The organism is Arthrobacter sp. P1_D12, assembly GCF_056406175.1.
In genome coordinates this window covers 26,651-51,027 of the sequence record NZ_JBFUAR010000019.1, presented here as the reverse complement: position 1 = coordinate 51,027, position 24,377 = coordinate 26,651, and the positions used below count along the sequence as shown (strand labels likewise).

18 protein-coding genes are annotated in these 24,377 nt (G+C 66.8%); 6 read left to right on the top strand and 12 right to left on the bottom strand.

Annotated elements, in window-relative coordinates; genetic code table 11:
- Positions 1 to 412: 412 nt before the first annotated feature.
- The gene (locus AC1DZV_RS15215) at positions 413 to 1,573 is read right to left on the bottom strand and encodes an alkaline phosphatase family protein (RefSeq protein WP_476954028.1); all 1,161 of its coding nucleotides are present in this window, start codon (positions 1,571 to 1,573) and stop codon (positions 413 to 415) included.
- Between the two features lie 1,150 nt (positions 1,574 to 2,723).
- Here AC1DZV_RS15215 and AC1DZV_RS15210 point away from each other — a divergent pair.
- The 4 genes from AC1DZV_RS15210 to AC1DZV_RS15195 all read left to right on the top strand — a co-directional run bounded on the left by AC1DZV_RS15210 (position 2,724) and on the right by AC1DZV_RS15195 (position 6,829).
- On the top strand, positions 2,724 to 3,440 hold the full coding sequence (locus AC1DZV_RS15210; protein WP_243181408.1) for a DUF4397 domain-containing protein: 717 nt from the start codon (positions 2,724 to 2,726) through the stop codon (positions 3,438 to 3,440).
- Positions 3,441 to 3,623: 183 nt separating this feature from the next.
- Complete coding sequence (locus tag AC1DZV_RS15205; protein WP_243181409.1) at positions 3,624 to 4,196, top strand: RNA polymerase sigma factor; 573 nt, start codon at positions 3,624 to 3,626, stop codon at positions 4,194 to 4,196.
- Positions 4,183 to 5,037, top strand: a complete 855-nt coding sequence (locus tag AC1DZV_RS15200) for an anti-sigma factor (RefSeq protein WP_476949962.1) — start codon at positions 4,183 to 4,185, stop codon at positions 5,035 to 5,037. The genes AC1DZV_RS15205 and AC1DZV_RS15200 overlap by 14 nt, the downstream gene beginning before the upstream one ends.
- 1,531 nt (positions 5,038 to 6,568) lie before the next feature.
- Positions 6,569 to 6,829: a hypothetical protein gene (locus AC1DZV_RS15195; protein ID WP_243181412.1), complete on the top strand. Its 261-nt coding sequence runs from the start codon at positions 6,569 to 6,571 to the stop codon at positions 6,827 to 6,829.
- Positions 6,830 to 6,904: 75 nt separating this feature from the next.
- Here the strand turns inward: AC1DZV_RS15195 and AC1DZV_RS15190 are convergent, their stop codons facing one another.
- The gene (locus AC1DZV_RS15190) at positions 6,905 to 7,411 is read right to left on the bottom strand and encodes a MarR family winged helix-turn-helix transcriptional regulator (protein ID WP_028277447.1); all 507 of its coding nucleotides are present in this window, start codon (positions 7,409 to 7,411) and stop codon (positions 6,905 to 6,907) included.
- Between the two features lie 2 nt (positions 7,412 to 7,413).
- Positions 7,414 to 9,159 carry an AMP-binding protein gene (locus tag AC1DZV_RS15185; RefSeq protein WP_459383688.1) on the bottom strand — a complete coding sequence of 582 codons (1,746 nt, stop codon included), beginning with the start codon at positions 9,157 to 9,159 and terminating at the stop codon, positions 7,414 to 7,416.
- 381 nt (positions 9,160 to 9,540) lie between these two features.
- Between AC1DZV_RS15185 and AC1DZV_RS15180 the strand changes: the two genes are divergently transcribed.
- Complete coding sequence (locus AC1DZV_RS15180) at positions 9,541 to 10,674, top strand: acyl-CoA dehydrogenase family protein (protein WP_476949961.1); 1,134 nt, start codon at positions 9,541 to 9,543, stop codon at positions 10,672 to 10,674.
- Positions 10,675 to 10,688: 14 nt separating this feature from the next.
- Here the strand turns inward: AC1DZV_RS15180 and AC1DZV_RS15175 are convergent, their stop codons facing one another.
- The 7 genes from AC1DZV_RS15175 to AC1DZV_RS15145 are packed head-to-tail and all read right to left on the bottom strand — an operon-like array spanning position 10,689 to position 20,487.
- Positions 10,689 to 12,536 carry a sensor domain-containing diguanylate cyclase gene (locus AC1DZV_RS15175; protein WP_476949960.1) on the bottom strand — a complete coding sequence of 616 codons (1,848 nt, stop codon included), beginning with the start codon at positions 12,534 to 12,536 and terminating at the stop codon, positions 10,689 to 10,691.
- Positions 12,537 to 12,576: 40 nt separating this feature from the next.
- Positions 12,577 to 13,251 (bottom strand): response regulator, encoded by a 675-nt coding sequence (locus AC1DZV_RS15170; protein WP_476949959.1) that lies wholly within the window; start codon positions 13,249 to 13,251, stop codon positions 12,577 to 12,579.
- The gene (locus AC1DZV_RS15165) at positions 13,248 to 15,926 is read right to left on the bottom strand and encodes a DUF4118 domain-containing protein (RefSeq protein WP_476949958.1); all 2,679 of its coding nucleotides are present in this window, start codon (positions 15,924 to 15,926) and stop codon (positions 13,248 to 13,250) included. The genes AC1DZV_RS15170 and AC1DZV_RS15165 overlap by 4 nt, the downstream gene beginning before the upstream one ends.
- 12 nt (positions 15,927 to 15,938) lie before the next feature.
- Entirely contained in the window at positions 15,939 to 16,568 is a 630-nt protein-coding gene (kdpC, locus tag AC1DZV_RS15160) for a K(+)-transporting ATPase subunit C (protein ID WP_476949957.1), read from the bottom strand.
- 10 nt (positions 16,569 to 16,578) lie between these two features.
- The gene (gene kdpB / locus AC1DZV_RS15155; RefSeq protein ID WP_476954027.1) at positions 16,579 to 18,717 is read right to left on the bottom strand and encodes a potassium-transporting ATPase subunit KdpB; all 2,139 of its coding nucleotides are present in this window, start codon (positions 18,715 to 18,717) and stop codon (positions 16,579 to 16,581) included.
- A complete protein-coding gene (kdpA, locus tag AC1DZV_RS15150) occupies positions 18,714 to 20,381 on the bottom strand; it encodes a potassium-transporting ATPase subunit KdpA (RefSeq protein WP_476949955.1) in 1,668 nt (555 codons plus the stop codon). Before kdpA ends, kdpB begins: the two co-directional genes overlap by 4 nt.
- A gap of 7 nt (positions 20,382 to 20,388) precedes the next feature.
- Positions 20,389 to 20,487, bottom strand: coding sequence for a potassium-transporting ATPase subunit F (locus tag AC1DZV_RS15145; protein ID WP_018775954.1), 99 nt, complete (start codon positions 20,485 to 20,487; stop codon positions 20,389 to 20,391).
- Positions 20,488 to 20,903: 416 nt separating this feature from the next.
- Here AC1DZV_RS15145 and AC1DZV_RS15140 point away from each other — a divergent pair, with 416 nt between their 5' ends.
- On the top strand, positions 20,904 to 22,880 hold the full coding sequence (locus tag AC1DZV_RS15140; protein WP_476949954.1) for an APC family permease: 1,977 nt from the start codon (positions 20,904 to 20,906) through the stop codon (positions 22,878 to 22,880).
- Positions 22,881 to 23,031: 151 nt separating this feature from the next.
- On the opposite strand, the gene AC1DZV_RS15135 is transcribed toward AC1DZV_RS15140, so the two are convergent.
- Together AC1DZV_RS15135 and AC1DZV_RS15130 are read right to left on the bottom strand one after the other, a co-directional pair.
- A complete protein-coding gene (locus AC1DZV_RS15135; RefSeq protein ID WP_009357211.1) occupies positions 23,032 to 23,235 on the bottom strand; it encodes a cold-shock protein in 204 nt (67 codons plus the stop codon).
- Between the two features lie 147 nt (positions 23,236 to 23,382).
- Positions 23,383 to 24,330, bottom strand: coding sequence for an alpha/beta fold hydrolase (locus AC1DZV_RS15130; RefSeq protein ID WP_476949953.1), 948 nt, complete (start codon positions 24,328 to 24,330; stop codon positions 23,383 to 23,385).
- Positions 24,331 to 24,377: the final 47 nt, after the last annotated feature.

The window sequence follows — 24,377 nt, the reverse complement described above, 5'->3', positions numbered from 1 at the left end:
AGCAGGCGTGGCGGTGAGTAGGTCAGCAGCCGAATCCTCGCTGGAGCCTGGGGGATACCTTTTGTGGGCCTCTCCGGGAGACAAACGTCCTACTTCGCTGCATGTGCGGACCCAATTCAGCACCTTCATTGAGAGCCCGTGCTGCCGTTGAGCGAAGTCGATCGCTATCTGCAGGGCATCGCTCCGCGCGTTTCTCGGTGGGCCGCTCAGGCCGGCTCCATCTTTAAGGAAGGTGGAGCCGGTCTCTGGGGTGCGCTTCGTCATTCTGAGGTTGAATGACGTTGTGGCGTGCCCCTGACTGGGCTGCTGTGCCACAACGCAACAGTAGGTTCTGAAGCTGCGGTTTTTCTTGCCGTGTGGGAGCCCCGGGTCGGGGGAGCGGCGATGCTTGGAGATTCGGTGCTACGGGCGATTACAGGGCGTTGAAGACGTCCGGGCCGAAGCTGTTCAGCCCCGGCGCGCCTGCGTAGCCGAGCCTGGGTACTGAAAAGATGTCCTCGATGCTGGCAAGCAGGCTGTAGTGGTTGTACATCCTGTCCGACGTCGTGCCCCCCTTGGTGAACGGCGAGATCACCAGCGCCCCGACCCGGCCGCCGGCCGTGCCCCCGGGGATGCCCGACGGGCCGGGGGTCTTGGCTTCGGTTTCGTCGAAGGTGATCACCAGCATCCCGTCCTTTTTGTAGGCCGGGGAGTCGAGGATGGCCGGAACCTGCTGCTGCAGCCAGCCGTCGGCGCTTTCGAGACCGCCCGGGTTCCCGTCGACGCAGGGGCTGTCGTGCCCGTCATTGCACAGGTTGGGTGTGATGTAGGAAAGGTTCGGTGTCGCGTCCGTGGACTTCAGGTCATCGGCGAAGTGGGTGTAATCCACCACGTTTTTCTGGCAGTCCGGGGACGATGTTATTTCCTCAAAATACACGAACGGGTTGTGGCGCGTTGCGTATTGGTCGCCCTCCTTCGCCTTGTGGTGATCGTCCTTAGAGCCGGGCTCGGGATGCTGGCAGGGAGTGCCCATGTCCTCCATGTAGCCTTTCCAGGTCTTGCCGGCGGAACTGAGCTGGCCTGCAAGTGTCGGAACCGAGGCCGGGTACACACAGCCGGTACCCTGCACCTGGCTAAGTTCGGATGTTCCGGTTTGTTTGAACCCGGCATACACCGGGCAATCGGCGCGCGTCATGGCGTTCGAGCCCTGCCCCGAAATCTGGGCCAGGTAGTCCGGGAGGGAATTGTGGTCTATCCCGTAGTACCGGGAGAGCAGCACACCCTCGGCGCGCAGGGTCTTCGACAAGTAAGGGGCCGCCGAACTAGCACCCCAGACATCGTTGTAATCGTGGTTCTCCAGGTTGATCACGAAGACGTGGCCGGGCTTCCCCTGGGCCTGTGTGGGTTCTGCAGAGGGGGTTGTCGCAGGAGTTCCGGGGGCGGCCGTTGTCTTGTCCTGCCCCGGCGATGGCCCGCCTCCTGGCGGGGTGGGCTCACAGGCCGTGGCCGCGACCGCGAGGGTCGCAGCGAGAATCAGCGCCGCGGGTCGCGCCGCGCTGTCCAGCACCAGAATTTTGAAGGTATTTCGGCTCATCCGTTCCGGCTTCTCTCTGGCCCAGCCCCCGGCGGACCGATTACCAAGTGGCGTTTGATGCCCACGCTAGAATCAACATTTTGTCTGTACGCGCTGAGTAATACCTGTGGAGCCCTGCGGGCCCACGTTGCATAGGTGTAAATGATGTCGAAGAAGACTGGTCGACTCTCGTTCGTGAACGTCACGCATGTGACTACCGTCCAACCCGTCTCGGTGGGCTCCGTTCAGAACGACATCTTCAGCTCCCGCTGGCCTAGACGATATGAACTGTGGTGCTCGCTGACGTAGGACTGGAACCCCGGGTTCATATCGTCTAGGACCAGGAATCCGGAACGATCTCGCCGGGAATCACCCCCAGGCCGTCCCGGATCCCATCAAGGGCAAAACGGGCCTCGCTGCGCTCGGACAGCACAAGCATTTTCATTCTTTTTGCTGCTGTCCGTTGGATCATATGTGCCCGCTACACGGGCGCAACCGTCCTGCGGACGACCGCGCACCGGATGCGTTGTGGTCGGCGCTGCGCTTATTTCCTCCCCGCAATCCATCAGGTGCTTGCCCTTCGGGTTGCGCGGGCTCCGTCGGGCACAGCTCCGCGATGCTCCGCCAGCAGGCAAAAGAACATGGTGGGGGAGAAGGAGCTGCTGATGGAATACCCGGGAACGTCGTGCGCAAGGCCGAAATCGTGAACCACGTCTGGCCCTGAAAACCCCGACCGGCGCGGCAACAACGTCGAGCTCTACATCTCCTATCTCCGGCGGAAGACCAACGCCGCCGGCCCCCCACGTTCCACACCCTGCGCGGCATCGGCTAGCTGATCAAACCGGCCCCAACTGGCCCGGATTTCGTCGCATCAAGCAACTAGAACACCGCTGGCACCGCCTCCTCCACCCAAATTCCCCCGTCCTGACGGCCCGCACCCTCCGCGCCGCGTGCGATGCAAGGTCCGATCGTAGAAGCGGACGTGGGCAGGGTGCCCCCGCGTGGTAAATCAGCCCGGTTACGCTGTGGACCGCGGAACCATGCCCCTGCGCCAGGCAGCCGGTCCGTTAAAAAACTTCCATGCGGGTGCATCCGGGTACGGGCTTTGGCCGGTAGTAAGGGTGTAAGCACAACCACCGCCCCCATGCGGGCACCTTATGAGGAGTTGGAAATGCGCAAGACACTTACTGCAGCCGCCGGAGCGATGACGCTGCTGGCAGCACTGACCCTGGCTGCCCCCGCCCAGGCCGGCACCTGGCACCACCACGACGAAGGCACAGCGAAACTGTCCGTCCTCCATGGCGTCCCGGGCCTGACCGTGGACGTCTGGGTCGACGGCAAGCGCGCCCTGGACAACTTCACGCCGGGGAAGGTGGCCGGGCCGTTGAACGTCCCCGATGGAGACCACAAGATTGCCATCACCGGGGCGAACGCCACCAGCGCGGCCAACCCCGTCATTGGCCCCGTCACGGTCGACCTGGAAGCAGGCCAGGACTACACCGCGGTCGCGCACCTGGCCGCCAACGGCAAACCGACGGCCACACTTTTCACCAATGACACCTCGACCAGCCCGGATGGAAAGGGCAAGCTGACCGTCCGGCACGTTGCCGCCGCCCCGGCCGTCGACGTCCTCGCCGGAAGGACCGCCGTCGTCAAAGAACTCACCAACCCGCATCAAAAGACCCTCACCCTTAAGGCCGGTACTGTCTCCGCGTCGGTCGCAGCGGCCGGAACCACGTCCCCGCTGATCGGCCCGGCCAACGTCCGGATCACCGAGGGGAAAAACACTATCGTCTACGCCTGGGGCAGCCTCGCCGCCAAGAACCTCAAAGTCGCCGTACAGGTTGTGGACTCCGCCTCGCAAGGAGACGAGTGCGACGACGAGTAGGCTCCTAGGGCTCTTGCCGCCATCACGTCCTCTTGCCCGGTGGGACCGCTTCGACTGCGGCCCCACCGGCAGGCGTGCGAAATGACGTCCCGGACCACCGCCGCCATTCGACCGTGGCGGAGCTCCCGCGCGAGCGGCATAATGTGGGTCAACAGGGCCGCTTATCGCTCAAAGGAGCGCCCGATGGAGGCTGCCGCAACGCATGACTGGGACCCCGGTCTCGATCGCGCATTTGTCGGCGGCGACGAACGCGCCCTCGCGGAGGCATACCGACGGTTTGGTCCGCTGGTCTACACGCTGGCGCTGAGATCCCTAGGAGAGCGTGCCGCTGCCGACGACGTCACCCAGGAGGTCTTCATCCGCGCTTGGAAATCACGGACCACTTACCGGCCTGAGGCGGCACGGCTGCCAGCCTGGCTGATCGGGATCACGCGCAATGCCATCTCCGACGCGTTGTCCGCCCGCGCCCGCCAGCGTCATCTCGAACAAGCGGCCACGCTCCTGGTCGTTGACCCCGCCGCCCAGCCAGATGCGGGGGACGTCGACGAGGTCGCCGACCGCCTAACCCTGGACGAAGAACTGGAAAAATTAGGGGACCCACAGCAAGCAATAATGCGGCTGGCATTCTATGAAGACCTGACCCACGACCAAATCTCATCGCGCCTCAACCTGCCGCTCGGCACCGTCAAAAGCCACATCCGGCGCAGCCTCGCCCGTTTGCGCACCCGCCTGGAGGTGGAACATGGAACACCTTGACGCGGACCTTCTCAGTCTGCTGGCCCTGGGCGAGCCCGTAGGCACAGACGCCGACGCCGCCCACCTCGCCGGCTGCCCCACGTGCAGCGATACCCTGCGAGGGCTGCGGCACGCCGTGCACATTGCCACCCTCGACCCGGGAGGCGTTGAACTCGAAAAACCCGGCAGCCAGAACTGGACCGCCATCCATCAGGCCCTCGGGCTCTCCCCGGCGCTGGCGACGGATCCCCTGAGCCAGCACTCCGTACCGCGCGGTGCACCTCCGGAGCGGTCGGCCATCGACCCGGCCACGGCGCAAGCGCCCCTGAACCATGGCAGCAAGACAGCGTCGGCACCGGCTCCCATTCGGCCCAGCGCCAAAAACCGGGCCGCCCGTCCCGGACTCTGGATGATGGCGGCCGCGGCCGGCATCATTCTCGGCACGGCCGCCGGATGGGTCGCCGCCGGAGTCATCGGACACACCGGCACGCCGTCCCCTTCCTCCACCCAGACGGCTCCAGCATCCATTGTCCTCGCCCAAACGTCCCTGTCCCCCCTGCCCGCGCACACCGGCAGCGGAGACGCGCGGGTGGAGCAACTCCCGGATGGAACCCGCCAACTGATGATCCGGCTCTCCAACGACCACATCACCGGATTCCGGGGAGTGTGGGTCGGTTCCGCCGACCTGACCAAAATGGTCAGCCTCGGCGTCCTCGCCAACGAATCCGGCAACTTCACCATCCCTGCCGGCATCGACCTGGCCCAGTACCCCATCGTCGACATCTCCAATCAGCCGTACAACGGGGATCCCGCCCACTCCGCCGACAGCATCGCCCGCGGAAAGCTCAACCTGAAAAACTGACCCTGCGGGGGCCGGACCGTCCGCCCCGGAAGAATCTTTACCCTGGGCTTCTCGCCGTCCCAGCGTTCAGAACCGTTGTCGGCCACTTGTAGTCTGGCCTCAGTATCTTCGAAGAGGATTCCATGCACGAACCCCTGCTGGTCCTGTCCGGCGCATCGCTCTTGGCATTGGCTGTGGCAGGCGGGTTCTAGCGGAGCGCTCCTCCTTGCGGTGGGGCCACACTAATTGGCGTCCCCGGCACCGGCAGCTAAGTCTCGCAGTGTGCGCGCTCCTGGGTTCCGTTGGCCTATACATCGTATTGGTACCCGGGACAGGGATCGATTCAACGGGAACGGGAAACAGTGTGGACCTTGGAGTTGGGATGCTGCTGTTGGCGGGGATCTGGTTCATCTTCCGGCGGGAGGTAGTCCGCTACCAGCTCTGGGTGACGCCGAGGACCGCTAACCGGGCGAATTCGGAGGCTATTCGTTGAGAAGCTACTCAACGGATTACCGATACTTCTCAGCCGCTGGATTCAGTATGGGGGAGGGCTCCGACAATCAACTGGTTGCACGCCAATGGGGACAGCCTGAGCTGCGCGGAGGGCTCCACCTGACCCCAGTGGGCACAACCCCTGCGGGCCTTGCTGCGGCTCTCCTTCAGGGTTGTGGACTGCCCCACGGCTCGGTGCGGGCAGGCCTGGCTCGCTCCGGAAAATCTGGTTGACAGTGGGGATTGGTGCTTCTAGATTTTTTAGTGTTTCTGGGTTGGTCATGCTTCACATTCATGCTGTTGCTGTTTCATTTGAGCGGCTTTGCCGCCAGGATGCAGGAGGCCACGATGACGAAGACACCACTGGAAGATTTCCTCACTGAGTGCGTCGCACCGGATCCGGACGGCGGTCTCAGCGTGGAGGAACTGTATGGCTTGTATCTGAGCTGGTGCGGGCTTGGAGGGTTTGCACCAGTTAGTGGCAGGGCGTTCAGAGCAGGTTTGCGCGCAGCCGATGTCCACATTGAATACCGTGGACGCAGGTGCCCGGGCCTGAGGATGACCGGCCCGGCCGCGTGCGATTACCTGGTCCACCGCGAACTCCCGCTCGCCGTGCTCGAGGCACCTGCCGGTCCTCAACTCATCTCACACCAGGGCCCGGAAAAGGTCACGCCGCTTCCCGGCCGGCCGGCCGCGGGAGTCCGCGGCGCCGKGCCGGCCGCCTGACGTGCGCCGGCCCGGCCCTTGATGGCACTTTGAGCGCGGTCTTGGTCGGGAGTATGAGGAAAGCCTCCGCGCGAATCCAGGGACTCAAGCGCGGAGGCTCCCGGTTCTCCAAGCTGGGGGGACTGGAGAACCACTCTAAGGGTACTAGCCGGCGTGACGTCCTGGCCGCTGGCCCCCCGGGAAGCGCGGCCTTCCAGGTCACCGCCGGGGCGGGCGGCCCCCGGTCCTCCCGGCCTGCCAACCGGGAGCGGCAGCGTCCAGGAGTTTGACCTTCACCGGGTCCAGTTCATTGCGGCGGTTTTTGTACCGCTGGGTGTGGATCCACACCCCGAGGGTGTGCTCACGCTCTGAGTCACAGTCCTCATGGCGGGGCCAGTCGTATGCCGTTCTGGCGTTATTCGACGAGGCTGTCGCCTGGCTGGCGGATGACGAGACCAAGCGCTTGGGTGTGCCGCTCCTGCGGGTTGACTGCTATGGGGGAGGCCAGGGCGACCTGGTCCGCTTCTACGAATCCGCCGGCTACCGGCGCACCGAAACGATCAAGGTCAAGGAATGGCCCGGGCAGATCCTCGAACGCCGGTTCGTCTCAAGCTGACGCCGGGCAGGCAGAAGGAATACCGCCGAAGGAATACCGCCGAAGGAACGCTCCCGATCGCCCGGCACCCGGGCGTCAGCCGCTGAAATCACCGGCGTTCCGGCGGAATGTGCCCAGGATCCGGATCAGCTGGTCCACGTCCTGGTCCGCGAAGCCGGACTGGCCAAAGACCTCGGAGTTCAGCACCGCCGTCGCCCGTTTGGCCAGGGTGCGGCCTTCCGGGGTGAGCTCGATCAGGGTGGTGCGGCCGTCCGTGGGGTGCGGCGAGCGGATCACCAGCCCGGCCTCCTGGAGCCGGTCCACAGCGTTGGTCACGGAGGTGGGATGGACCTGCAGCAGCGCGCTCGCCTTGTTCATGGGCAGCGCCCCGCTGCGGGCGAAGCTGAGCAACGCGAGCAGCTCGTACCGGGCAAACGTGAGCCCGAACGGCTTGAGCACCGCCTCGATCCGGCCGAGCAGGATCTGCTGGGTCCGCATGATGGCGGTGATGGCGGCCATCGGGGCGGCGACGTCGGACCAGCCGTGGCGCTCCCAGTTCAGCCGGGCGTCGGCAATCGGATCTCGCGGCAGCGGTGTTCCCATGTTCAGCCCTGCCCCTTGAGCCCGGGGAAATCGGAGTCGGAGTACTCGATGCCGAGGCCTTCCGGGACGGGCCCGCCGCCGTGGCGCACTTCCTCGCTGTGCCGCAGCTCCACGCGCCTGATCTTGCCAGAGATCGTCTTGGGGAGCTCGGCAAACTCCAGCCGGCGGATCCTTTTGAACGGCGCCAGGTGCTCCCGGCAGTACCGCAGGATGTCTTCGGCCAGCTCGGGGCCCGGCTGGTGGCCAGCGGCCAGGACCACAAACGCCTTCGGCACTGACAGCTTGAGCGGGTCAGGGGAGGGGACGACGGCGGCCTCCGCCACTGCGGGGTGCTCAATCAGCACGCTCTCCAGTTCGAACGGGGACAGCCGGTAGTCGGAGGACTTGAAGACGTCGTCGCCGCGGCCCACATACGTGATGATGCCGCGCTCGTCCCGGCTCGCCATGTCCCCCGTGTGGTAGTAGCCGTCACGGAAAGCCTCCGCCGTCTTGTCCGGGTCGCCGTAGTACGCCTTCATGAGCCCCACGGGGCGGGGGTCGAGGCGCAGGCAGAGCTCGCCGTCGTCGGCCTCCTCACCCGTGGCGGGGTCCACAAGCACGACGTCGTAGCCGGGCAGCGGCTTGCCCATGGCGCCGATCTTGATCGGCTGGCCCGGCGTGTTCGCGATCTGCACGGTGGATTCGGTTTGGCCGAAGCCGTCCCGGATGGTTTGCCCCCATGCGCGGTGGACCTGGTCGATCACCTCGGCGTTGAGCGGTTCGCCGGCGGACACCACCTTGGTGGGCGGATTCTTGAGCAGTGTGAGATCGGCCTGGATCAGCATCCGCCAGACCGTCGGCGGGGCGCAGAAGCTGGTCACGGATTCGCGGTCCATCTGCTCCATGAGCGCCCTGGCGTCGAAGCGTTCGTAGTTATAAATGAACACGCACGCCTCGGCGATCCAGGGGGTGAACACATTGGACCAGGCATGCTTGGCCCAGCCCGGCGAGGCCACGTTGAGGTGCACGTCGCCCGGTTCCATACCGATCCAGAACATCGTGGACAGATGTCCCACCGGGTAGGAGGTGTGCGTGTGTTCGACGAGTTTGGCCTTGGACGTGGTGCCCGAGGTGAAGTACAGCAGGAGCGTCTCGTCGGCCGGGGTGGGGGCGTCCGGGGTGAAATCCGCACCGGCCGCGGCAGCATCTGCCCCGTAGTACTGCAGGGCATTGGCCTGGGCAGCAGCGGGGTCCCCGGCGCTGGCGCCAACTTCAATCAGCGTGTACTGGCCGGCGACGTCGGCGAACTTCGCGATGTTGGCACTGCCGACGGCGGCCCAGGCCGCACCGCCGCGTTCCACCCGGTCCTGGAGGTCGGCCGGTCCCATCAGTGTGGTGGTGGGAATCATGACGATCCCCAGCTTGATGCCGGCCAGCATCAGTTCCCAGAGCTCCACCTGGTTGCCGAGCATGATGATCATCCGGTCCCCGCGCCGCACACCTGCCCCGCGCAGCCAGTTGGCCACCTGGGACGAGCGCCGGGAGAGGTCAGCGAAGCTGCGCCGGGTCGCGGACCCGTCCTGTTCAACGATCACCAGCGCAGGCTTGTCCGCCTTGGCCGGGTCCGCGGCGAGCTGGTCGAACCAGTCCAGTGCGAAGTTGAACTCCTCAAAGCGGGGCCACTGGAATTCGTTGCGGGCGCCGTCGTAGTCCCCGCGCAGGGCAAGCAGCCGGTCTCGCGCGGCCCGGAATTCCTCAGTCACGGTCATGGTGCACCTTTCGAAGTCCTCTGGCGCTGCCGTTCCGGGCGGTCGGTGGCACGGCGCCGTTGCCTGGGATCCACCGGCCCGGCACGGTGCCTGCCTAGTGATCCCCGTCACTGTGCAATATACTAGGACATCCAAGGGTTTGGAAGGGCGGCGCTGCTCCGCAGGCGTTGCATGACGAAGGGATACGTGCCCGTGCAGCCACAAGGACGTGCCAGCGGACCGTCGGCGCCAGCCGAAAACACAGCGGAAGACAGAGCCGAATCAAATAGAACCGAAAACACAGCGGGATCAGACACGGCGGGATCAGAGACAGCCGAATCCGCTACCGCGGGCGCCGCCCCCGAAGCCGCGGCGGAGCCGCCGTTTCCCGACGCCGACCTCATGTACATCGTTGACCTGTTGCCGCCGGACGAACAGCTCCGCTACCAAGAGGTCCGGGAATTCCTGCAGTCCCGGATCCGGGCCGCATCAATCGACTACTGGAACCGCGAGGAGTTTCCCTTCGGGCTGCTCGCCGAACTCGGCAAATACGGTTTGGGCGGGCTGCAGACGGACGGCACGTCCAAGCTCTTCAAGGGGCTCATGTATGTCGAGGTGGCGCGCGCCGACGTGTCCCTCTCGGCGCTCGTCGGGATCCACAACGAGCTGATCGTCGGCATGATCGACGAGCTGGGCTCGGCGGAACAGAAGGCGCGCTGGCTCCCTGGCCTCACCGCGTTCACCCAGCTCGGGGCGTTCGCCCTGACGGAGCCGGACCACGGCTCGGACATCGCCGGCGGCCTGGAAACCACCGCCCGGCTGGACGGCGACGAGTGGGTCCTCAACGGCGCCAAGCGTTGGATCGGCGCCGGCACCATCGCGGACTTCGCCCTCGTTTGGGCCCGGGACGTCGCTGACCAGCACATCAAGGGCTTCATCGTGGAGACGGACCGTCCGGGCTACACCGCAACGAAGATCGCCAACAAGATCGGCCTGCGCATCATGCAGAACGCGGACATCGTCCTCGACGAGGTCCGGATCCCGGCGGCCAACCTGCTGCCCGGCGCCACCAGCTTCTCCAAGGCCAACGAGCTCCTGCGCGATTCGCGGGCCTGGGTGGGCTGGCAGGGTGCCGGCATCCAGCTGGCCGCGTTCGACGTCGCGCGCGCGTATTCGCTGCGGCGCCGCCAGTTCGGCAAGGAACTGGCCCGCTTTCAGCTCATCCAGCAGCAGCTCGCCGAGATCCTGGGCAACGCGACCGCCTCCCTGGCCCTGATGGCCCAGCTGGCGCGGATCCAGGAAGAGGGCAAGCTCGAGATGGTCCAGGCCGCCATGGCCAAAGCGACCACCACGCGGCTGGCGCGTGCCTCGGTGGCGATGGGACGGTCCCTCATGGGCGGCAACGGCATCAGCAGCGACTATGAGATGGGCAAGCTCTTCGGCGACGCCGAAATTCTCTATACCTATGAGGGCAGCTACGAAATCAATTCACTGATCGTGGCGCGGGCCGTGACGGGAAAGTCCGCTTTCGTCTAGGCTCCCCGCGGGATCTAGGCTCCGAGTGTGTCAGTGCCGTCCCGCGCCTCGCCGTCCCGCGCCTGGCCGGCTCGCGCCCGCCCGGCCGGGGCAGGCTGAACCGCCGGGCTGGCGTGGCCGTAGCGGGACGTGCGGTTGCGGCCCCCGTTCTTGGCCTCGTACAGGGCCCGGTCCGCGCAGTCCAGGAGCGAGCCGGCCGCGGCGTCGCTTTGCTCGCAGACTCCGGCGGAGATCGTCAGGAAACCTACTTCCCCGAACGGTTCGGACGCGATGGCCTTGCGGGCGCGTTCGGCGGCGCGCAGGGCCTCGGCGCCGTCCGTCTCCGGGAGCAGCCACACGAACTCCTCGCCGCCGAACCGGGCCACGATCTCCTCGGCGCGGGCGACCGTCCGGAGCCTGGCCGCGACCTCCGCCAGGACCACGTCGCCCGTCAGGTGGCCGTGGGTGTCGTTGACCCTCTTGAAGTGGTCGATATCAAGGACGACGGCACTCAGGCTTGTCCCGCGGCTGCGGGCCTGTGCAACGTGCTCGGTGAGGTGCCGTTCCAGGGCCCGCCGGTTGGGCAGGCCACTGAGGGCATCGGTAGTGGCCTGTTGTTCGAGGTCGGTCCGGGCCTCCGTGTTGCCGATGGCGATCTCGACGAGCTCCGCGAACTGGGCCAGCCGCTCCATCATCGCCTCCGTGACCCCGGTGCGCGACTTCGACGTCAGGCTCACGGCGCCCCACAGGCTGCCGCGGACCCGGATCGGCGCCGCCGCCGCGGACTGGAAGCCGCCGGCGCGCATCTGCTCCGCTGCCTGTCCACCTTCCGCCCGGTAGCGAACCAGGGCCGGCTTGCCGGTCACGGCCACCCGGACAGTGGCCGACTCGTCCGTCGGGGCGAAGATCTGCCGCCGGCTCAGCGTCGGCGGGAGCGTCGGCGCCATGGCGACGATTTCCGCCGAGGATGCGCCCGTGAAACGGACGACGGCGGCGGAATCGACGTTGAACAGGTCGCGGACAATCGCGGCGACCCGCTCAGAGATGGCTGCGGGGGCCGCGTTGCGGGCAACTTCGGTGGCTATCTCGTGCAAAGCCTCCCAAACCTTTTGTTGCTGCAGGCGCTCGGTGATATCGACCGCCACCACCATGCCGGCCGCGGCCTCGTCGTCGGAGTAGACCGGCCCGGCGTTCAGCCGGTACGTGCGGTGGCCGATCTGCCGGCTCCAGGACACGTCGCGGCCGGCGAGGGCCGCACGGTAGCGCGGCTCGAGCTCGCTGGCGAGATCGCCCTTGAGCACATCCTGGATGCGCTGGCCTTCGAGCTCTTCCCTGCGGTAGCCGAAGGTCTCCAGCTCCTGGCCTTCGGCGATCAGGTAGCGCAGCTCGGCGTCGAAGAGGAGGACGAAGACACCGGGAACGCTCCGCGCCAGGGCGCGGTACCGGTCCATGTCCCGTTGCCGGCGCCGGTCGGCCAGCACACGCTCGGTGATGTCCGTGACCAGGACGAAGAAGCCCTGCACCGCGCCGTCCTGGGTATCGGGGGTGTAGGTCACCTCGGTGAAGCGGGACTGGCCCGCGGCATCCACCAGGGTCCGGTCGAACTGCTGCCGTTTCCCGGCGAGCGCTCCCTCGATGTGCGGCAGGTTGGCCTCCAGGACGGTCTCGCCGAGCACGTCCCGGACATGCATGCCGTGAAGCTGCTGGGGTGCGAAACCGAACCACTCGCAGTAGGCGTCGTTGGCCAGGCGGTTGCGGAGTCCCGTGTCCCAATAGCCCACGAGTGCCGGGATTCCGTTCAGGACGGCCCGCAGCTGCGCCGGGATCTCAGGCAGTGGCGACGGACCGGCATCGTCCCTGTTGAGTGGGCTGCGATTAGTCATTGCCTTAGTATCCATTGCCGGCGGCGGCATCGGAAAACCATCAGGGCATGAACCTGTAGCCGATGCCGGCCTCGGTGAGCAGGTGGCGCGGGCTGGCGGTATCCGGCTCCAGCTTGCGCCGCAGCTGCGCCATGTATACCCGGAGGTAGTTGGTCTCCTTGGCGTAGGCCGGACCCCAGACCCTGGAGAGCAGCTGCTGCTGGGTGATGAGCATTTCCGGATTGCGGACCAGAACCTCCAGAATCTTCCATTCCGTGGGGGTCAGCCGGACGTCCGCGTCGTCCCTGGTCACCCGGTGCTTGGCCAGGTCCACGGTGAAGGCGTCGGTCCTGACCACTGCTTCGCGCTCCGGTTCGACGCTGCGGCGCAGCAGCGCCCGGAGCCGGGCCAGGAGCTCGTCGAGGCCGAACGGTTTGGTGATGTAGTCATCCGCGCCGGCGTCGAGAGCCTCGACTTTGTCTTCGGAGCCGTGCCTGGCGGAGAGCACCAGGACCGGCGCGCTGCTGAACCCGCGCAGCTCCTTGAGGACACGGGTCCCGTCAATATCAGGCAGGCCGAGGTCCAGGATGATGAGTGAGAGCGGGTTCTGGGTGGCGGCCAGCAGCGCCGAGGTCCCGTCCACGGCGGTGGTGACGGTGTAGCCGTGGGCCTGCAGGGTAATGCGCAGGGCCCGCAACAGGTGCGGGTCGTCGTCGACGACCAGGACGGCCGTCATGCGGTGTCCGGTCCGGACGTAAGGGGCAACGCATGACCGCGGCGCGCCACCAGCGACCGGGGCTCGAACGGGGCCTGGGCGCGGTGCCCGTCATATGGGGTTCCCGTGGACAACGGAAGCCGGATAATCATCGTCAGCCCTCCGCCCGGTGTGGCTTCTGCGGTCAGGCTGCCACCCATGGCATCCGTGAACCCCTTCGCCACCGCAAGCCCGAGCCCGATCCCGGTGGTTTGCGGGGTGTCGTCGAGCCGCTGGAAGGGCCGGAACATTTCCAGGACGCTCTCCGCCGGGATTCCCCGGCCGTGATCGATGACCCGAAGCTCCCCGGCAGGGCGCCCCTCGAGAGTCGCAGGGCTGAGGCCGCCAGCCGCCCCAACAAGGACGATGTCCGAATCTGGAGCGTATTTCACGGCATTCTCGACGATGTTCGCAATCACCCGTTCCAGCATGCCGGGGTCGGCGTCGACCTCCGGCATGTTCGGAGGCAGGTCCACGCGCACCCGGCCCGCGGGGACGGCGCTCAGGGAACCCGGTATGACCTCGTACCACCGCACGGGTTTGAGCAGGGGATTGACGGCATCCGAGGTGATCCGGGACATGTCCAGCAGATTGCCCACCAGCGCGTCCAACCGGTCCGAACACTCCTCGATCGTTGCCAGCAGTTCGTGTTCCTCTTCCTTGGTGTAATGGACGTCGTCGTGGCGCAGCCCGCCGACGGCAAGCTTGATCCCGGCCAAGGGGGTGCGCAAGTCGTGGGAGACTGCGCGGAGGATGGAGGTCCGCATCGTGTTGCTTTCGGCCAATCGCAGCATCTCCCGCCGGCTGGTCACCAACTGTTGGCGTTCCAGCTGGGCCGCCAGATGAACACCGAACGCGCCGAGGAGACGTCGGTCGCTGGCCGGCAGAATCCGTCCGAAGAGCACCAGGCGCGTGGAAGCGTCGATTTCTTCGACGTTGTCGCCGGTGGCATCGTCCCCTGGCGCGCCGGCGGGCAGGGCCGGAATTTCTCCCACGGCGGCCTGAAGTTGCCATCGCCGGTCTGGTCCTGCGCCGCTGTCGCCGTCCGCGAGGCCGTAGCCAAGGCTGAAAACAGCAGCACCGCGCACCTGGAAGACGCTCAGGGCTTGCTCCAGCAATGCCTGAACCGTGTCATCCGAGCCGACGGCACTGCGCGTCAGGTCACCGAGCGTCGTGGCTTCGGCGCGGGCCCGCGCGGCCTCTTTGGAGCGGCGGGCCGATAGGTCGACCACAACGGCAACGGCGGCTGAGACGCCCACAAACACCAGCAGGGCCAGGAAGTTCTGGGGATCGCTGATGGTGAGGTTGCCCAACGGCGGGGTTGAAAAGTAGTTCACCAGAAGGCTGCTCCACAGTGCGGCCAGGATGGCCGGCCACAATCCGCCGATCAGCGCCACCGCCACTGAACCGGTGAGCTGGACCAGCATGGCCGCGGCCACGTTCCGCTCCGGGTTCAGGAGCGACAGCAAGAGTTGCAGGACCACCGGGAGCAGCACCGCAAAGCCGAACCCGACGGCGACCCGGACCCGGCCCAAGTCGCGCTGCCGTGACGGGCGGGTTCCGCGGCCGCCGAGGGGGTGGGAGACCATATGGACATCGATGTCGCCTGAATCGCGGACTACCCGGGTGCCTACTCCGCCGCCGAGGAGGTTTCCGATCAGCCCGGCGATCTTCTTGTGCCGGGAGATGCCAACGACGATTTGGGTCGCGTTGACGCTGCGGGCGAAGTCCAGCAGGGCGGCGGCCGGATCCTCCCCGGTCACGATGTGGTAGCTGCCGCCCAGGTCCAGGATGAGGTGGCGCTGGGCCTCAAGCGCCTGGGGGGATTCGCCGGCAACGCCGTCAGCGGCACGGACGTGGACCGCCAGCAGGTCCCCGCCGTTGACCCGGTTGAGGATGCGGGCCCCCCGGCGGATCAGGACTTCCCCTTCCGGGCCGCCGGTCAGCCCGACGACGATCCGCTCCCGGGCTGGCCAGCTTTCATCGATGCCCTGTTCGGCCCGGTACTTGGCGAGGCCCTCGTCCACCCGGTCGGCCAGCCACAGCAAGGCAAGTTCGCGCAGCGCCGTGAGGTTGCCCAGCCGGAAGTAGTTCGAGAGGGCCGCGTCGATCTTGTCGGCCGCGTAGATCTTGCCGTCGCCCAGGCGCTGGCGGAGCAGCTCGGGGGAGATGTCCACGAGGTGGATCTGATCCGCTCGGCGGACAACGTCGTCGGGCACCGTCTCCGCCTGGCGGACGTCGGTGATGGCGCTGACGACGTCCCCCAAGGACGCCAGATGCTGGATGTTGACCGTGGAGAGAACATTGATGCCGGCGTCGAGGAGCACGGCAACGTCCTGCCAACGCTTGGGATTCCGGCTACCCGGGACATTGGAATGGGCGTATTCGTCCACAACCGCGGTCCCTGGCGCCCGGGCCAGGACCGCGTCAAGGTCCATCTCCTCAAACTCCGTGTCCCGGTAGGGCAGCCTCCTGGGCGGGATGACTTCGAGTCCCTCCAGCAGCGCCCGCGTCTCGCTGCGGCCGTGGTCCATGGCGAACGCGACGACGACGTCCTCGCCGCGCTTGCCGAGCCGGTGGGCTTCTTCGAGCATCTCGTAGGTCTTGCCCACACCCGGCGCGGCGCCCAGGAAGATCCGCAGCGTTCCACGTGCCATGCCGTCATTCTCTCACTTGGATTGTGCCGGCTGCGACGGCCGTGCGGCCGCCGCCACGGCGAGGTTGAGGGCAGTCACGTTGACTGACGGCTGGCCGAGAAACGCGACTAACCCACTGCTGGTGTGCTGCTCCACCAGGGAGGCAACGGCGTCGGCGCCCAGGCCGTTCGCTGCCGCCACCCGCGCCGTCTGAACCCTGGCGTACTCGGGTGAAATGTCCGGGTCCAGTCCGGAACCGCTGGCGGTCACGGCGTCGGCGGGCACCGTTGCCGGATCCACGCCTTCAGCCGCGGCGACGGCGGACCGGTTGGCGGTCACGCCGTCGAGCAGTTTCGAATCGTTGGGCCCCAGATTGCTGGCGGAGGACGACGCCGGATCCCACTTCGCAGCCGAAGGGCGGGCGTGGAACCAGCGGGGGTCCTGGACACCGGAATCGTTGGCCGCGGCCTGGACAATCAGGGCGGACGCGGCCGGGGCGCCGGCGCTGTCTTTGAGGATGGAGCCGTTGGCCTGGTACGGGGCGATCAGTTGTCCGGTTCCGAAGACGGCGAGCGGGTACGCAAGGCCGAGGACCAGGGTGGCGAAGAGCAAGAACCGAAGGGCCGTGCCTGCCTGCCGGAGGTAGCCAGTGAGAGTGTTCATAGGGATTTTCCTAGCCGATTCCTGGGATGAGGGAGATCAACATGTCGATGATCTTGATGCCGATGAAGGGTGCAATCAGGCCGCCGAGCCCGTAGATCAGCAGGTTCCGGGCCAGTGCCTGGTTGGCGGAGACGGCACGGTATTTGACCCCCCGAAGCGCGAGCGGAACCAACGCGATGATGATCAGGGCGTTGAAGATCACCGCGGACAGGATGGCTGAAGACGGGGTGGCCAGGCCCATGATGTTCAGCAGCCCTAGCCCCGGGAAGGCGGCGGCAAAAAGGGCCGGGACGATCGCGAAGTACTTGGCGACGTCGTTGGCGACCGAGAAGGTGGTCAGGGCGCCGCGGGTGATGAGCAGTTGCTTGCCGATGCCGACGATGTTGATGAGTTTGGTGGGGTCGGAGTCGAGGTCCACCATGTTGGCAGCGTCCTTCGCGGCGGGGGTTCCGGAGTTCATGGCGACGCCCACGTCCGCGGCGGCCAGCGCCGGGGCGTCGTTGGTGCCGTCCCCGGTCATGGCCACGAGCCGGCCTGCGGCCTGCTCCTTCTTGATGACCGCGAGCTTGTCCTCCGGGGTTGCTTCGGCCAGAAAGTCATCGACGCCGGCCTCGGCGGCGATCGCCTTGGCGGTGATGGGGTTGTCGCCGGTGATCATGACGGTCCGGATGCCCATTTGCCGCAGTTCGGCGAAGCGGGCATGCATGCCGGGTTTGACGACGTCGGCGAGGTGGATGGTTCCAAGGACGTCGGCGCTGCCGTCCTTGCCCACCTGGGCGACCAGGAGAGGTGTGCCGCCCTGGGCCGAGATTTCCGTGACCCGGTGCTCGACCTCCGCCGGGGAGTGCCCGCCGTACTCGGCAACGAAGGCCGCAACCGTGGAGGCGGCGCCCTTGCGGATCTGCCGGCCGTCAAGGTCCAACCCGCTCATGCGCGTGCTGGCGCTGAAGGGGACGACGGCAAAGTCGCTGGCGCTATGTTCAAGGGTGGTCAGATCGGCCCCGGTCACGCCCTTGTCCGCGGCGAGGTCCACGATGGAGCGCCCCTCGGGGGTTTCGTCGGCCAGGCTGCAGACCCGGGCCGCTTCGATGAGTTGGGTCCGGTCCACGTGGTTGGCGGGGAAGAAATTGACGGCGCGGCGGTTGCCGTAGGTGATGGTTCCGGTCTTGTCCAGCAGCAGGGTGGTGATGTCTCCGGCGGTTTCCACGGCACGGCCGGAGGTGGCGAGCACGTTGTGCTGGACCAGCCGGTCCATGCCGGCGATGCCAATGGCCGGGACCAGGGCCCCGATGGTGGTGGGGATCAGGCAGACCAGCAGTGCGACCAGCACGATCGGGGACGGCGTGGCGCCGGCGAGGGCGGCGAACGGTGCCAGTGACATGGTGACGGCCAGGAAGACGATGGTCAGGGACACCAGCAGTACGTGGAGCGCGATTTCGTTGGGAGTCTTCTGCCGCACGGCGCCCTCGACAAGCCTGATCATCCGGTCGATGAAGGTTTGGCCCGGCTCTGCGGTGATGCGGATGACGATCCGGTCCGAGAGGACCTTCGTGCCGCCGGTGACGGAGGACCGGTCTCCGCCGGATTCGCGGATGACCGGGGCTGATTCGCCCGTGATGGTGGATTCGTCGACGCTGGCCAGGCCTTCGATGATTTCGCCGTCCGAGGGAATGACGTCCCCGGCCTCGCAAACCACGACGTCTCCGCGCCGCAACTCCGTCCCCGGCAGGTCCCGGGTGGCGCCGTCGGGCTGCCGGAGCCGGGCCTGGACGCCCTTGCGGCTGGCGCGCAGGCTGTCGGCCTGGGCCTTGCCCCGGCCCTCGGCGATGGATTCGGACAGGGTGCCGAAGAGGACGGTGAGCCACAGCCAGGCCGTCACGGCGACGCCGAACACGGACGGCCGGTACACCGAGATCGCGGTGCACAGGCCGGCCCCGACCAGCACGATGAACATGACCGGGGAATGGATCATCTGCCGCGGGGAGAGTTTCCTGACCGCGAGGGGCAGGGCGGCTATGACGGACGTGAGTGTCAGTTTTGCCGGGGCTTTGGTGTGGTGCTTGTGCTCGCCGGGGGTGCCAAGGGGGTTTCCGTCGGCGTAGGTCAGGGCTTCGGTGTCCGTGGCTAACGCCGTGTGGGACCGGGTCATTTGAGGAGTCCTTCCGCGAGGGGGCCCAGGGCAAGGGCCGGGAAGTAGCTCAGGGCGGTCAGGATTACCGTCACGCCGACCAGCAGCGAGCCGAACAGCGGGCCGTGGGTGGGGACGGTGCCGGCGGACGTGGGAACCTTGCCCTGACGGGCGAGGGAGCCGGCCAGGGCGATCACCAGGACGATCGGGAGAAAGCGGCCCAGCAGCATCGCCAGGCCCATCATGACCGAGAGGTATGGGCCCGACGTGGTGATGCCGCCGAACGCGGAGCCGTTGTTGTTGGCCCCGGAGGTGAAGGCGTAAAGCGCTTCGCTGAACTGGTGCGGGCCGGTGGCTGGGGCGTTGGCCATGGCGTCCGGCAGCAGGACGGTGATGCCGGCGAGGGCCAGCACCAGGCTCGGGGTGACGAGGATGTACATGGCGGCGAGTTTCATTTCCGTCGGTCCGATCTTCTTGCCCAGGTACTCCGGGGTGCGCCCGACCATGAGGCCGGCGATGAAGACGGAAATGATGGACAGGATCAGCAGGCCGTAGAGCCCGGACCCGGTTCCGCCGGGGGCGACTTCGCCGAGCATCATGTTCACCATGGCCACTCCGCCGGCCAGCGGCGGCAGGGAATCGTGGGCGGTGTTGACGGCGCCGGTGGAGGTCAGGGTGGTGGACGTCGCGAAGATCGCGCTGGGCACGGGGCCGAAGCGCTGTTCGAAGCCTTCGCCGAGGCCACCGGCGGCGGCCGTCGCGGTTCCCTGGCCGGCAGCGACGGCCCAGCCCATCAGCGAAATCGAAGCCAGCCACAGGGTGCCCATCACGGCGACGACCGTGTAGCCCTGCCGCTGGTCGCCCACCATTCGGCCGAAGGCATACGGGAGGGCGGAGGGGATGAGCAGGAGCAGGAACACCTCAAAGAGGCTGATGAAGGCGTTGGGGTTTTCAAACGGGTGGGCGGAGTTCGCGTTAAAGTAGCCGCCGCCGTTGGTCCCGAGCTCCTTGATGGCTTCCTGGGAGGCGACGGGGCCGCCGGGAATGCTCTGCGAAAGGCCCGTGGCCTGGTTGGTGACCTCGGTGGACCAGAAATTCTGCACCACTCCGCCGAGGACCATCACCACTGCCGCGACGAACGCCAGCGGCAGCAGGACCCGGAACGTCGTCCGGGTCAGGTCCACCCAGAAGTTGCCCAGCCGCTGTGTCCGTGTGCGGGCAATGCCCCGGATCAGGGCGACGGCGACCACGATGCCGACGGCGGCGGAGAGGAAGTTCTGCACCGCCAGCAGACACATCTGCACGAAGATGCCTACCGTGGTCTCGGGGACGTAGGTCTGCCAGTTCGTGTTGGTCACAAAGGAAATAGCGGTGTTCATGGCCACCCACGGGTCGACGCCGGGCAGCGAACCGCTGCCGGGCAGGACGCCCTGCAGCCGTTGGAGGCCGAACACGGCCAGGATCGAGACGGCCGAGAACGCTAGAACGCTGCGCAGGTAGACCGGCCAGGTCTGCTCGGTGCCGGCGTCGACCCCGGCCAGCCGGTAGAAGAGGCGCTCGGCCCGGGCTGACGTCGTGCCCTCGAAAACCCGGGCCAGGTAGATGCCCAGAGGCTTGTGCATGGCCGCCAGGACAATGAGTAGCGCCGCCACCTGGACAGCAAAGGACGCAGGGTTGAAGGTCATGATCCGTTCACCACTTTTCCGGATGGATCAGGACGGCCAGCAGGTAGCCGAAGAGGCACAGCCCTGCCAGCAACAGAACGAGCCACATCACCGCATCGGCGCTCACTTGCCACCCTCCGGCCGGTCATCGGCACTGCCGACCATCCCGGCCAGGACGTGGCCGATCCACATTACGAATCCCATCGACAGCATCAGGATTCCGATCACAGCCAAATCAGCCATTGGGCATTCCTTTCCTCGGTGTCCCCGTTGGGAGACAGCTCCAGTCAAACCCCGTCGCCGGCCCGAACCGGCGGTTTTAACGCTTCCTTGATGGTTGCGGCCTGGATCTTGATGCCGCATTAGCGGTGGCGGGTCCGGCGAGGCCGGCGACGCGCGGGAACCCGGACGGGCACCCGAAGCGCCGGTTTGAGGGCCGCGTTAAGGAACCATCAGGATTGTTCGCCGGACGGTAGCGGCGGCCTCCGGGGCTGGTAGCGTCTCGGACGGAAGCGGCGCGGTGTGCCGCGTGGAAAGGACATCATGACCACCCTCAGCCGGCCCCCGGCAGACCCCTCCGCGCCGCGGCCCGGCGCCGGGGAACACTTCAGGAACTGGCTGCTGTTCGGCCTCCAAGACGCCAAGGGAATCCACCAGGGGCCCGGGGCCGTGAGCGACAGCCACCTGAAAAAGCACTCGTGGTGGCAGGTCATGTGCCTGACCGGCGTGGACTACTTCTCCACCCTGGGCTACCAGCCCGCCATCGCCGCGCTCGCGGCCGGCGTGATTTCGCCGCTGGCCACCCTGGTCCTGGTGGCCGTGACCTTGCTGGGCGCACTGCCCGTGTACCGCCGGGTGGCCGGCGAAAGCCCGCGCGGTGAAGGGTCCATCGCCATGCTGGAGCGGCTGCTGCCACGTTGGGGCGGGAAACTCCTGGTCCTGGTCCTGCTCGGCTTCGCCGCCACCGACTTCATGATCACCATGACGCTTTCCGCCGCGGACGCGACCGCCCACGCCATCGAGAACCCCCTCGCCCCCGAGTGGATGCAGGGCCAGAACGTCGCCGTCACGCTGTTCCTGCTGGCTCTGCTCTCCGCGGTGTTCCTGCGCGGTTTCAAGGAGGCGATCGGCGTCGCCGTCGTCCTGGTGGGCATTTACCTCGGGCTGAACGTCGTCGTGGTCATCACAACGATCATCGAGGTCCTGCAGCACCCGGTGGCGGTCGACAACTGGTGGCTGGCCCTGACCACCCAGCACGGGAGCCCGCTGATGGTGGTGGGCATCGCGCTGCTCGTGTTCCCCAAGCTGGCCCTGGGCCTGTCCGGCTTCGAGACCGGCGTCGCCGTGATGCCGCAGATCCGCGGCCACGCCAAGGACACCGAGGAGAACCCCCAGGGCCGGATCAAGGGTGCACGCCGGCTGCTGACGACGGCGGCCCTGATCATGAGCGCGTTCCTCGTCACCACGAGCTTCACCACAGTGGTCCTGATCCCGGCGCAGGAGTTCCAGCCCGGCGGGCAGGCGAACGGCCGCGCCCTGGCTTATCTGGCGCACGAATACCTGGGAAACGGATTCGGCACCGTCTACGATCTGAGCACCATCGCCATCCTGTGGTTCGCCGGCGCCTCCGCCATGGCCGGGCTGCTGAACCTCGTGCCGCGCTATCTGCCCCGGTACGGCATGGCTCCGGAATGGGCCCGGGCGGTCAGGCCGCTGGTTTTGGTGTTCACCCTGGTGGGGTTCCTGATCACCTGGCTGTTCGACGCCGACGTCGATGCCCAGGGCGGCGCCTACGCCACCGGCGTCCTGGTCCTGATGACGTCGGCGGCGATTGCCGTGACGCTGTCCGCGCGCAGCCACCAGCAGCGTAAGCGCAGCATCGGCTTCGGCATCATCGCCGTCGTGTTCATCTACACCACGGTGGCGAACATCTTCGAGCGGCCCGAAGGCATCCGGATCGCGGCCTTCTTCATCCTCGGGATCATCGTGATCTCCCTGCTCTCGCGCATCCGGCGCTCCTTCGAGCTCCACGCCACGCATGTGCGCATGGACACCCCGGCTCTGGAATTCCTGGCCGCCAATGAATCCGGCCCCATCGCGATCATCGCCCACGAACCGCTGCGGCTCACTGCCCAGGCGTACCTGGACAAGCTCACGTCCGCCATCGAGGTCAGCCACCTCCCGCTGGACTCCCAGGCGCTGTTCCTGGAAGTAGTGGTGGACGACTCCTCGGACTTCGAGACCGCGCTCGAGGTCCGCGGGGTCACCCGGCACGGATACCAGATCCTGGAGGTCCACGGGCCCGTTGTTCCGAACACGATCGCCTCCGTGCTGCTGCACATCCGCGACGTCACCGGGCTGATGCCGCACATCTACTTCCGCTGGACGGAGGGAAACCCGTTCACCAACCTCCTGCGGTTCCTGGCCTTCGGCGAAGGCGAGATCGCCCCGGTGACGCGCGAAGTGTTGCGCGAGGCCGAGCCGGACGTCACCCGGCGTCCGTGGGTCCACGTCGGCTGAGACCGCGCCCGGCGGCAGGCGCAAGGCCACAAGCGCCTCGAACACAAGCGCCTCGAACACAAGCGCCCCTCCGGAGGAATCCTCCGGAGGGGCGTTTGTGGTCTTCGGGGAAAGTGTCCCGGCCAGGCGGCCGGGGCTTTTTCCGGAGTACTTAGAGCGGGCGGATGTTCTCAGCCTGCGGGCCCTTCGGGCCCTGCGTGACGTCGAATTCAACCTTCTGGTTCTCGTCCAGCGAACGGTAGCCGCTGGTAGCGATTGCCGAGTAGTGGGCGAAAACGTCGGCCGACCCGTCATCCGGGGCAATGAAGCCAAAACCCTTTTCGGCGTTGAACCATTTAACTGTGCCTGTAGCCATGCCTTTATCCTTCTGAAATGCTGCTGATCTCCGGCGGCCATAAGGCCAACGGCTGCGGAGACATTCGTCCGCTGTCCCCAACGTACGGTGCGACGGGCCGCGGTGCAAGGGTCTGACGGGGGTCTTCGTCCCGGCCGGCCGCTTTCGTCAGGCCGAGACGGTGGCGTCGAAGAGCGCAATCAGGTCCCGGCTGATCTGGTACGGCGAGGTCTCGGACGGGCTGTGGCCCGCGCGGTAGACCGAAATCCGCGCACCGATCGACTGCGCGAAGCTCCGGTGCAACGCCAGCGGCCAGAGGTCGTGTTCGCCGACTGCGACAAGCTTTGGCAGCGTCGCGGCCGCCAGCACCCGCCGCAGATCCGGGGTGTGCTTCATAAGGCCGATGATGTCGACCACCGAGGCGCGGCGCGTGAACGCGAACCGGCTCCTGACGAACCGCAGCCGCTGCGGCGCCACCCGGGCAATATTGCTGCGGATGCCCCAAATCATTAATGCGGTGCCGACCCTGGAGGTGACCCAGCAGCTGACCCAGCCAGCCAGGCGCACATAACGGAGGCTCTGCCCCGGCTCCGGCGGGCAGCTGATGAGGGTCAGGCTGCGGAACTTTTCTGGCTGCTGGACGAACGCCAGTTGGGCAACCACCGCCGCGAAGGAATACCCCACGACGTGCACCGAGCCTTGGTCGGTGTCCAGCATGGCCAGGAGGTCGTCGCGGAACAGCTCGTAGTCGTAGCAGTTCCGGGGCGGAACGAGGTTTTCGGGCCCGGCCTGGGCGGATTCATACTGCCCGGCGATGTCGCAGCTGAGGACGAAGTAGCCGGCCGCGGCGAGCTCAGGCAGCATGAGGATGAAGTCTTCCTTGGAGCCGGTTGCGCCCGGGACCAGCAGGACGCGCGGCTTCCCAGGATCTCCGGCAGCGATCGTCGCCAAGGTCCCGCTCGGTGCCTCGAACTCACCGCGCATCACGCCTGCCGGAAGGACGGCCCAGTCGAAGTCGGGCAACGCGGCGTCCCGGCGGGCGGCATCGTCCACCAGCCCCGAACCAAAGCCTTCGGGAACCGGGCCGCCCTGTGCGTTACTGCCGGCAGACGCCATCTATCTAACATAGCCCCCGGCTGGCGGCGTGGCGGAGGTCCCGCTGC

Bases quoted from the DNA above. Each gene is read 5' to 3' on its own strand.
- AC1DZV_RS15215 (WP_476954028.1), bottom strand. From the start codon at position 1,573: ATGAGCCGAAATACCTTCAAAATTCTGGTGCTGGACAGCGCGGCGCGA.
- AC1DZV_RS15210 (WP_243181408.1), top strand. From the start codon at position 2,724: ATGCGCAAGACACTTACTGCAGCCGCCGGAGCGATGACGCTGCTGGCA.
- AC1DZV_RS15205 (WP_243181409.1), top strand. From the start codon at position 3,624: ATGGAGGCTGCCGCAACGCATGACTGGGACCCCGGTCTCGATCGCGCA.
- AC1DZV_RS15200 (WP_476949962.1), top strand. From the start codon at position 4,183: ATGGAACACCTTGACGCGGACCTTCTCAGTCTGCTGGCCCTGGGCGAG.
- AC1DZV_RS15190 (WP_028277447.1), bottom strand. From the start codon at position 7,411: ATGGGAACACCGCTGCCGCGAGATCCGATTGCCGACGCCCGGCTGAAC.
- AC1DZV_RS15185 (WP_459383688.1), bottom strand. From the start codon at position 9,159: ATGACCGTGACTGAGGAATTCCGGGCCGCGCGAGACCGGCTGCTTGCC.
- AC1DZV_RS15180 (WP_476949961.1), top strand. From the start codon at position 9,541: ATGTACATCGTTGACCTGTTGCCGCCGGACGAACAGCTCCGCTACCAA.
- AC1DZV_RS15175 (WP_476949960.1), bottom strand. From the start codon at position 12,536: ATGACTAATCGCAGCCCACTCAACAGGGACGATGCCGGTCCGTCGCCA.
- AC1DZV_RS15170 (WP_476949959.1), bottom strand. From the start codon at position 13,251: ATGACGGCCGTCCTGGTCGTCGACGACGACCCGCACCTGTTGCGGGCC.
- AC1DZV_RS15165 (WP_476949958.1), bottom strand. From the start codon at position 15,926: ATGGCACGTGGAACGCTGCGGATCTTCCTGGGCGCCGCGCCGGGTGTG.
- kdpC (WP_476949957.1), bottom strand. From the start codon at position 16,568: ATGAACACTCTCACTGGCTACCTCCGGCAGGCAGGCACGGCCCTTCGG.
- kdpB (WP_476954027.1), bottom strand. From the start codon at position 18,717: ATGACCCGGTCCCACACGGCGTTAGCCACGGACACCGAAGCCCTGACC.
- kdpA (WP_476949955.1), bottom strand. From the start codon at position 20,381: ATGACCTTCAACCCTGCGTCCTTTGCTGTCCAGGTGGCGGCGCTACTC.
- AC1DZV_RS15140 (WP_476949954.1), top strand. From the start codon at position 20,904: ATGACCACCCTCAGCCGGCCCCCGGCAGACCCCTCCGCGCCGCGGCCC.
- AC1DZV_RS15135 (WP_009357211.1), bottom strand. From the start codon at position 23,235: ATGGCTACAGGCACAGTTAAATGGTTCAACGCCGAAAAGGGTTTTGGC.
- AC1DZV_RS15130 (WP_476949953.1), bottom strand. From the start codon at position 24,330: ATGGCGTCTGCCGGCAGTAACGCACAGGGCGGCCCGGTTCCCGAAGGC.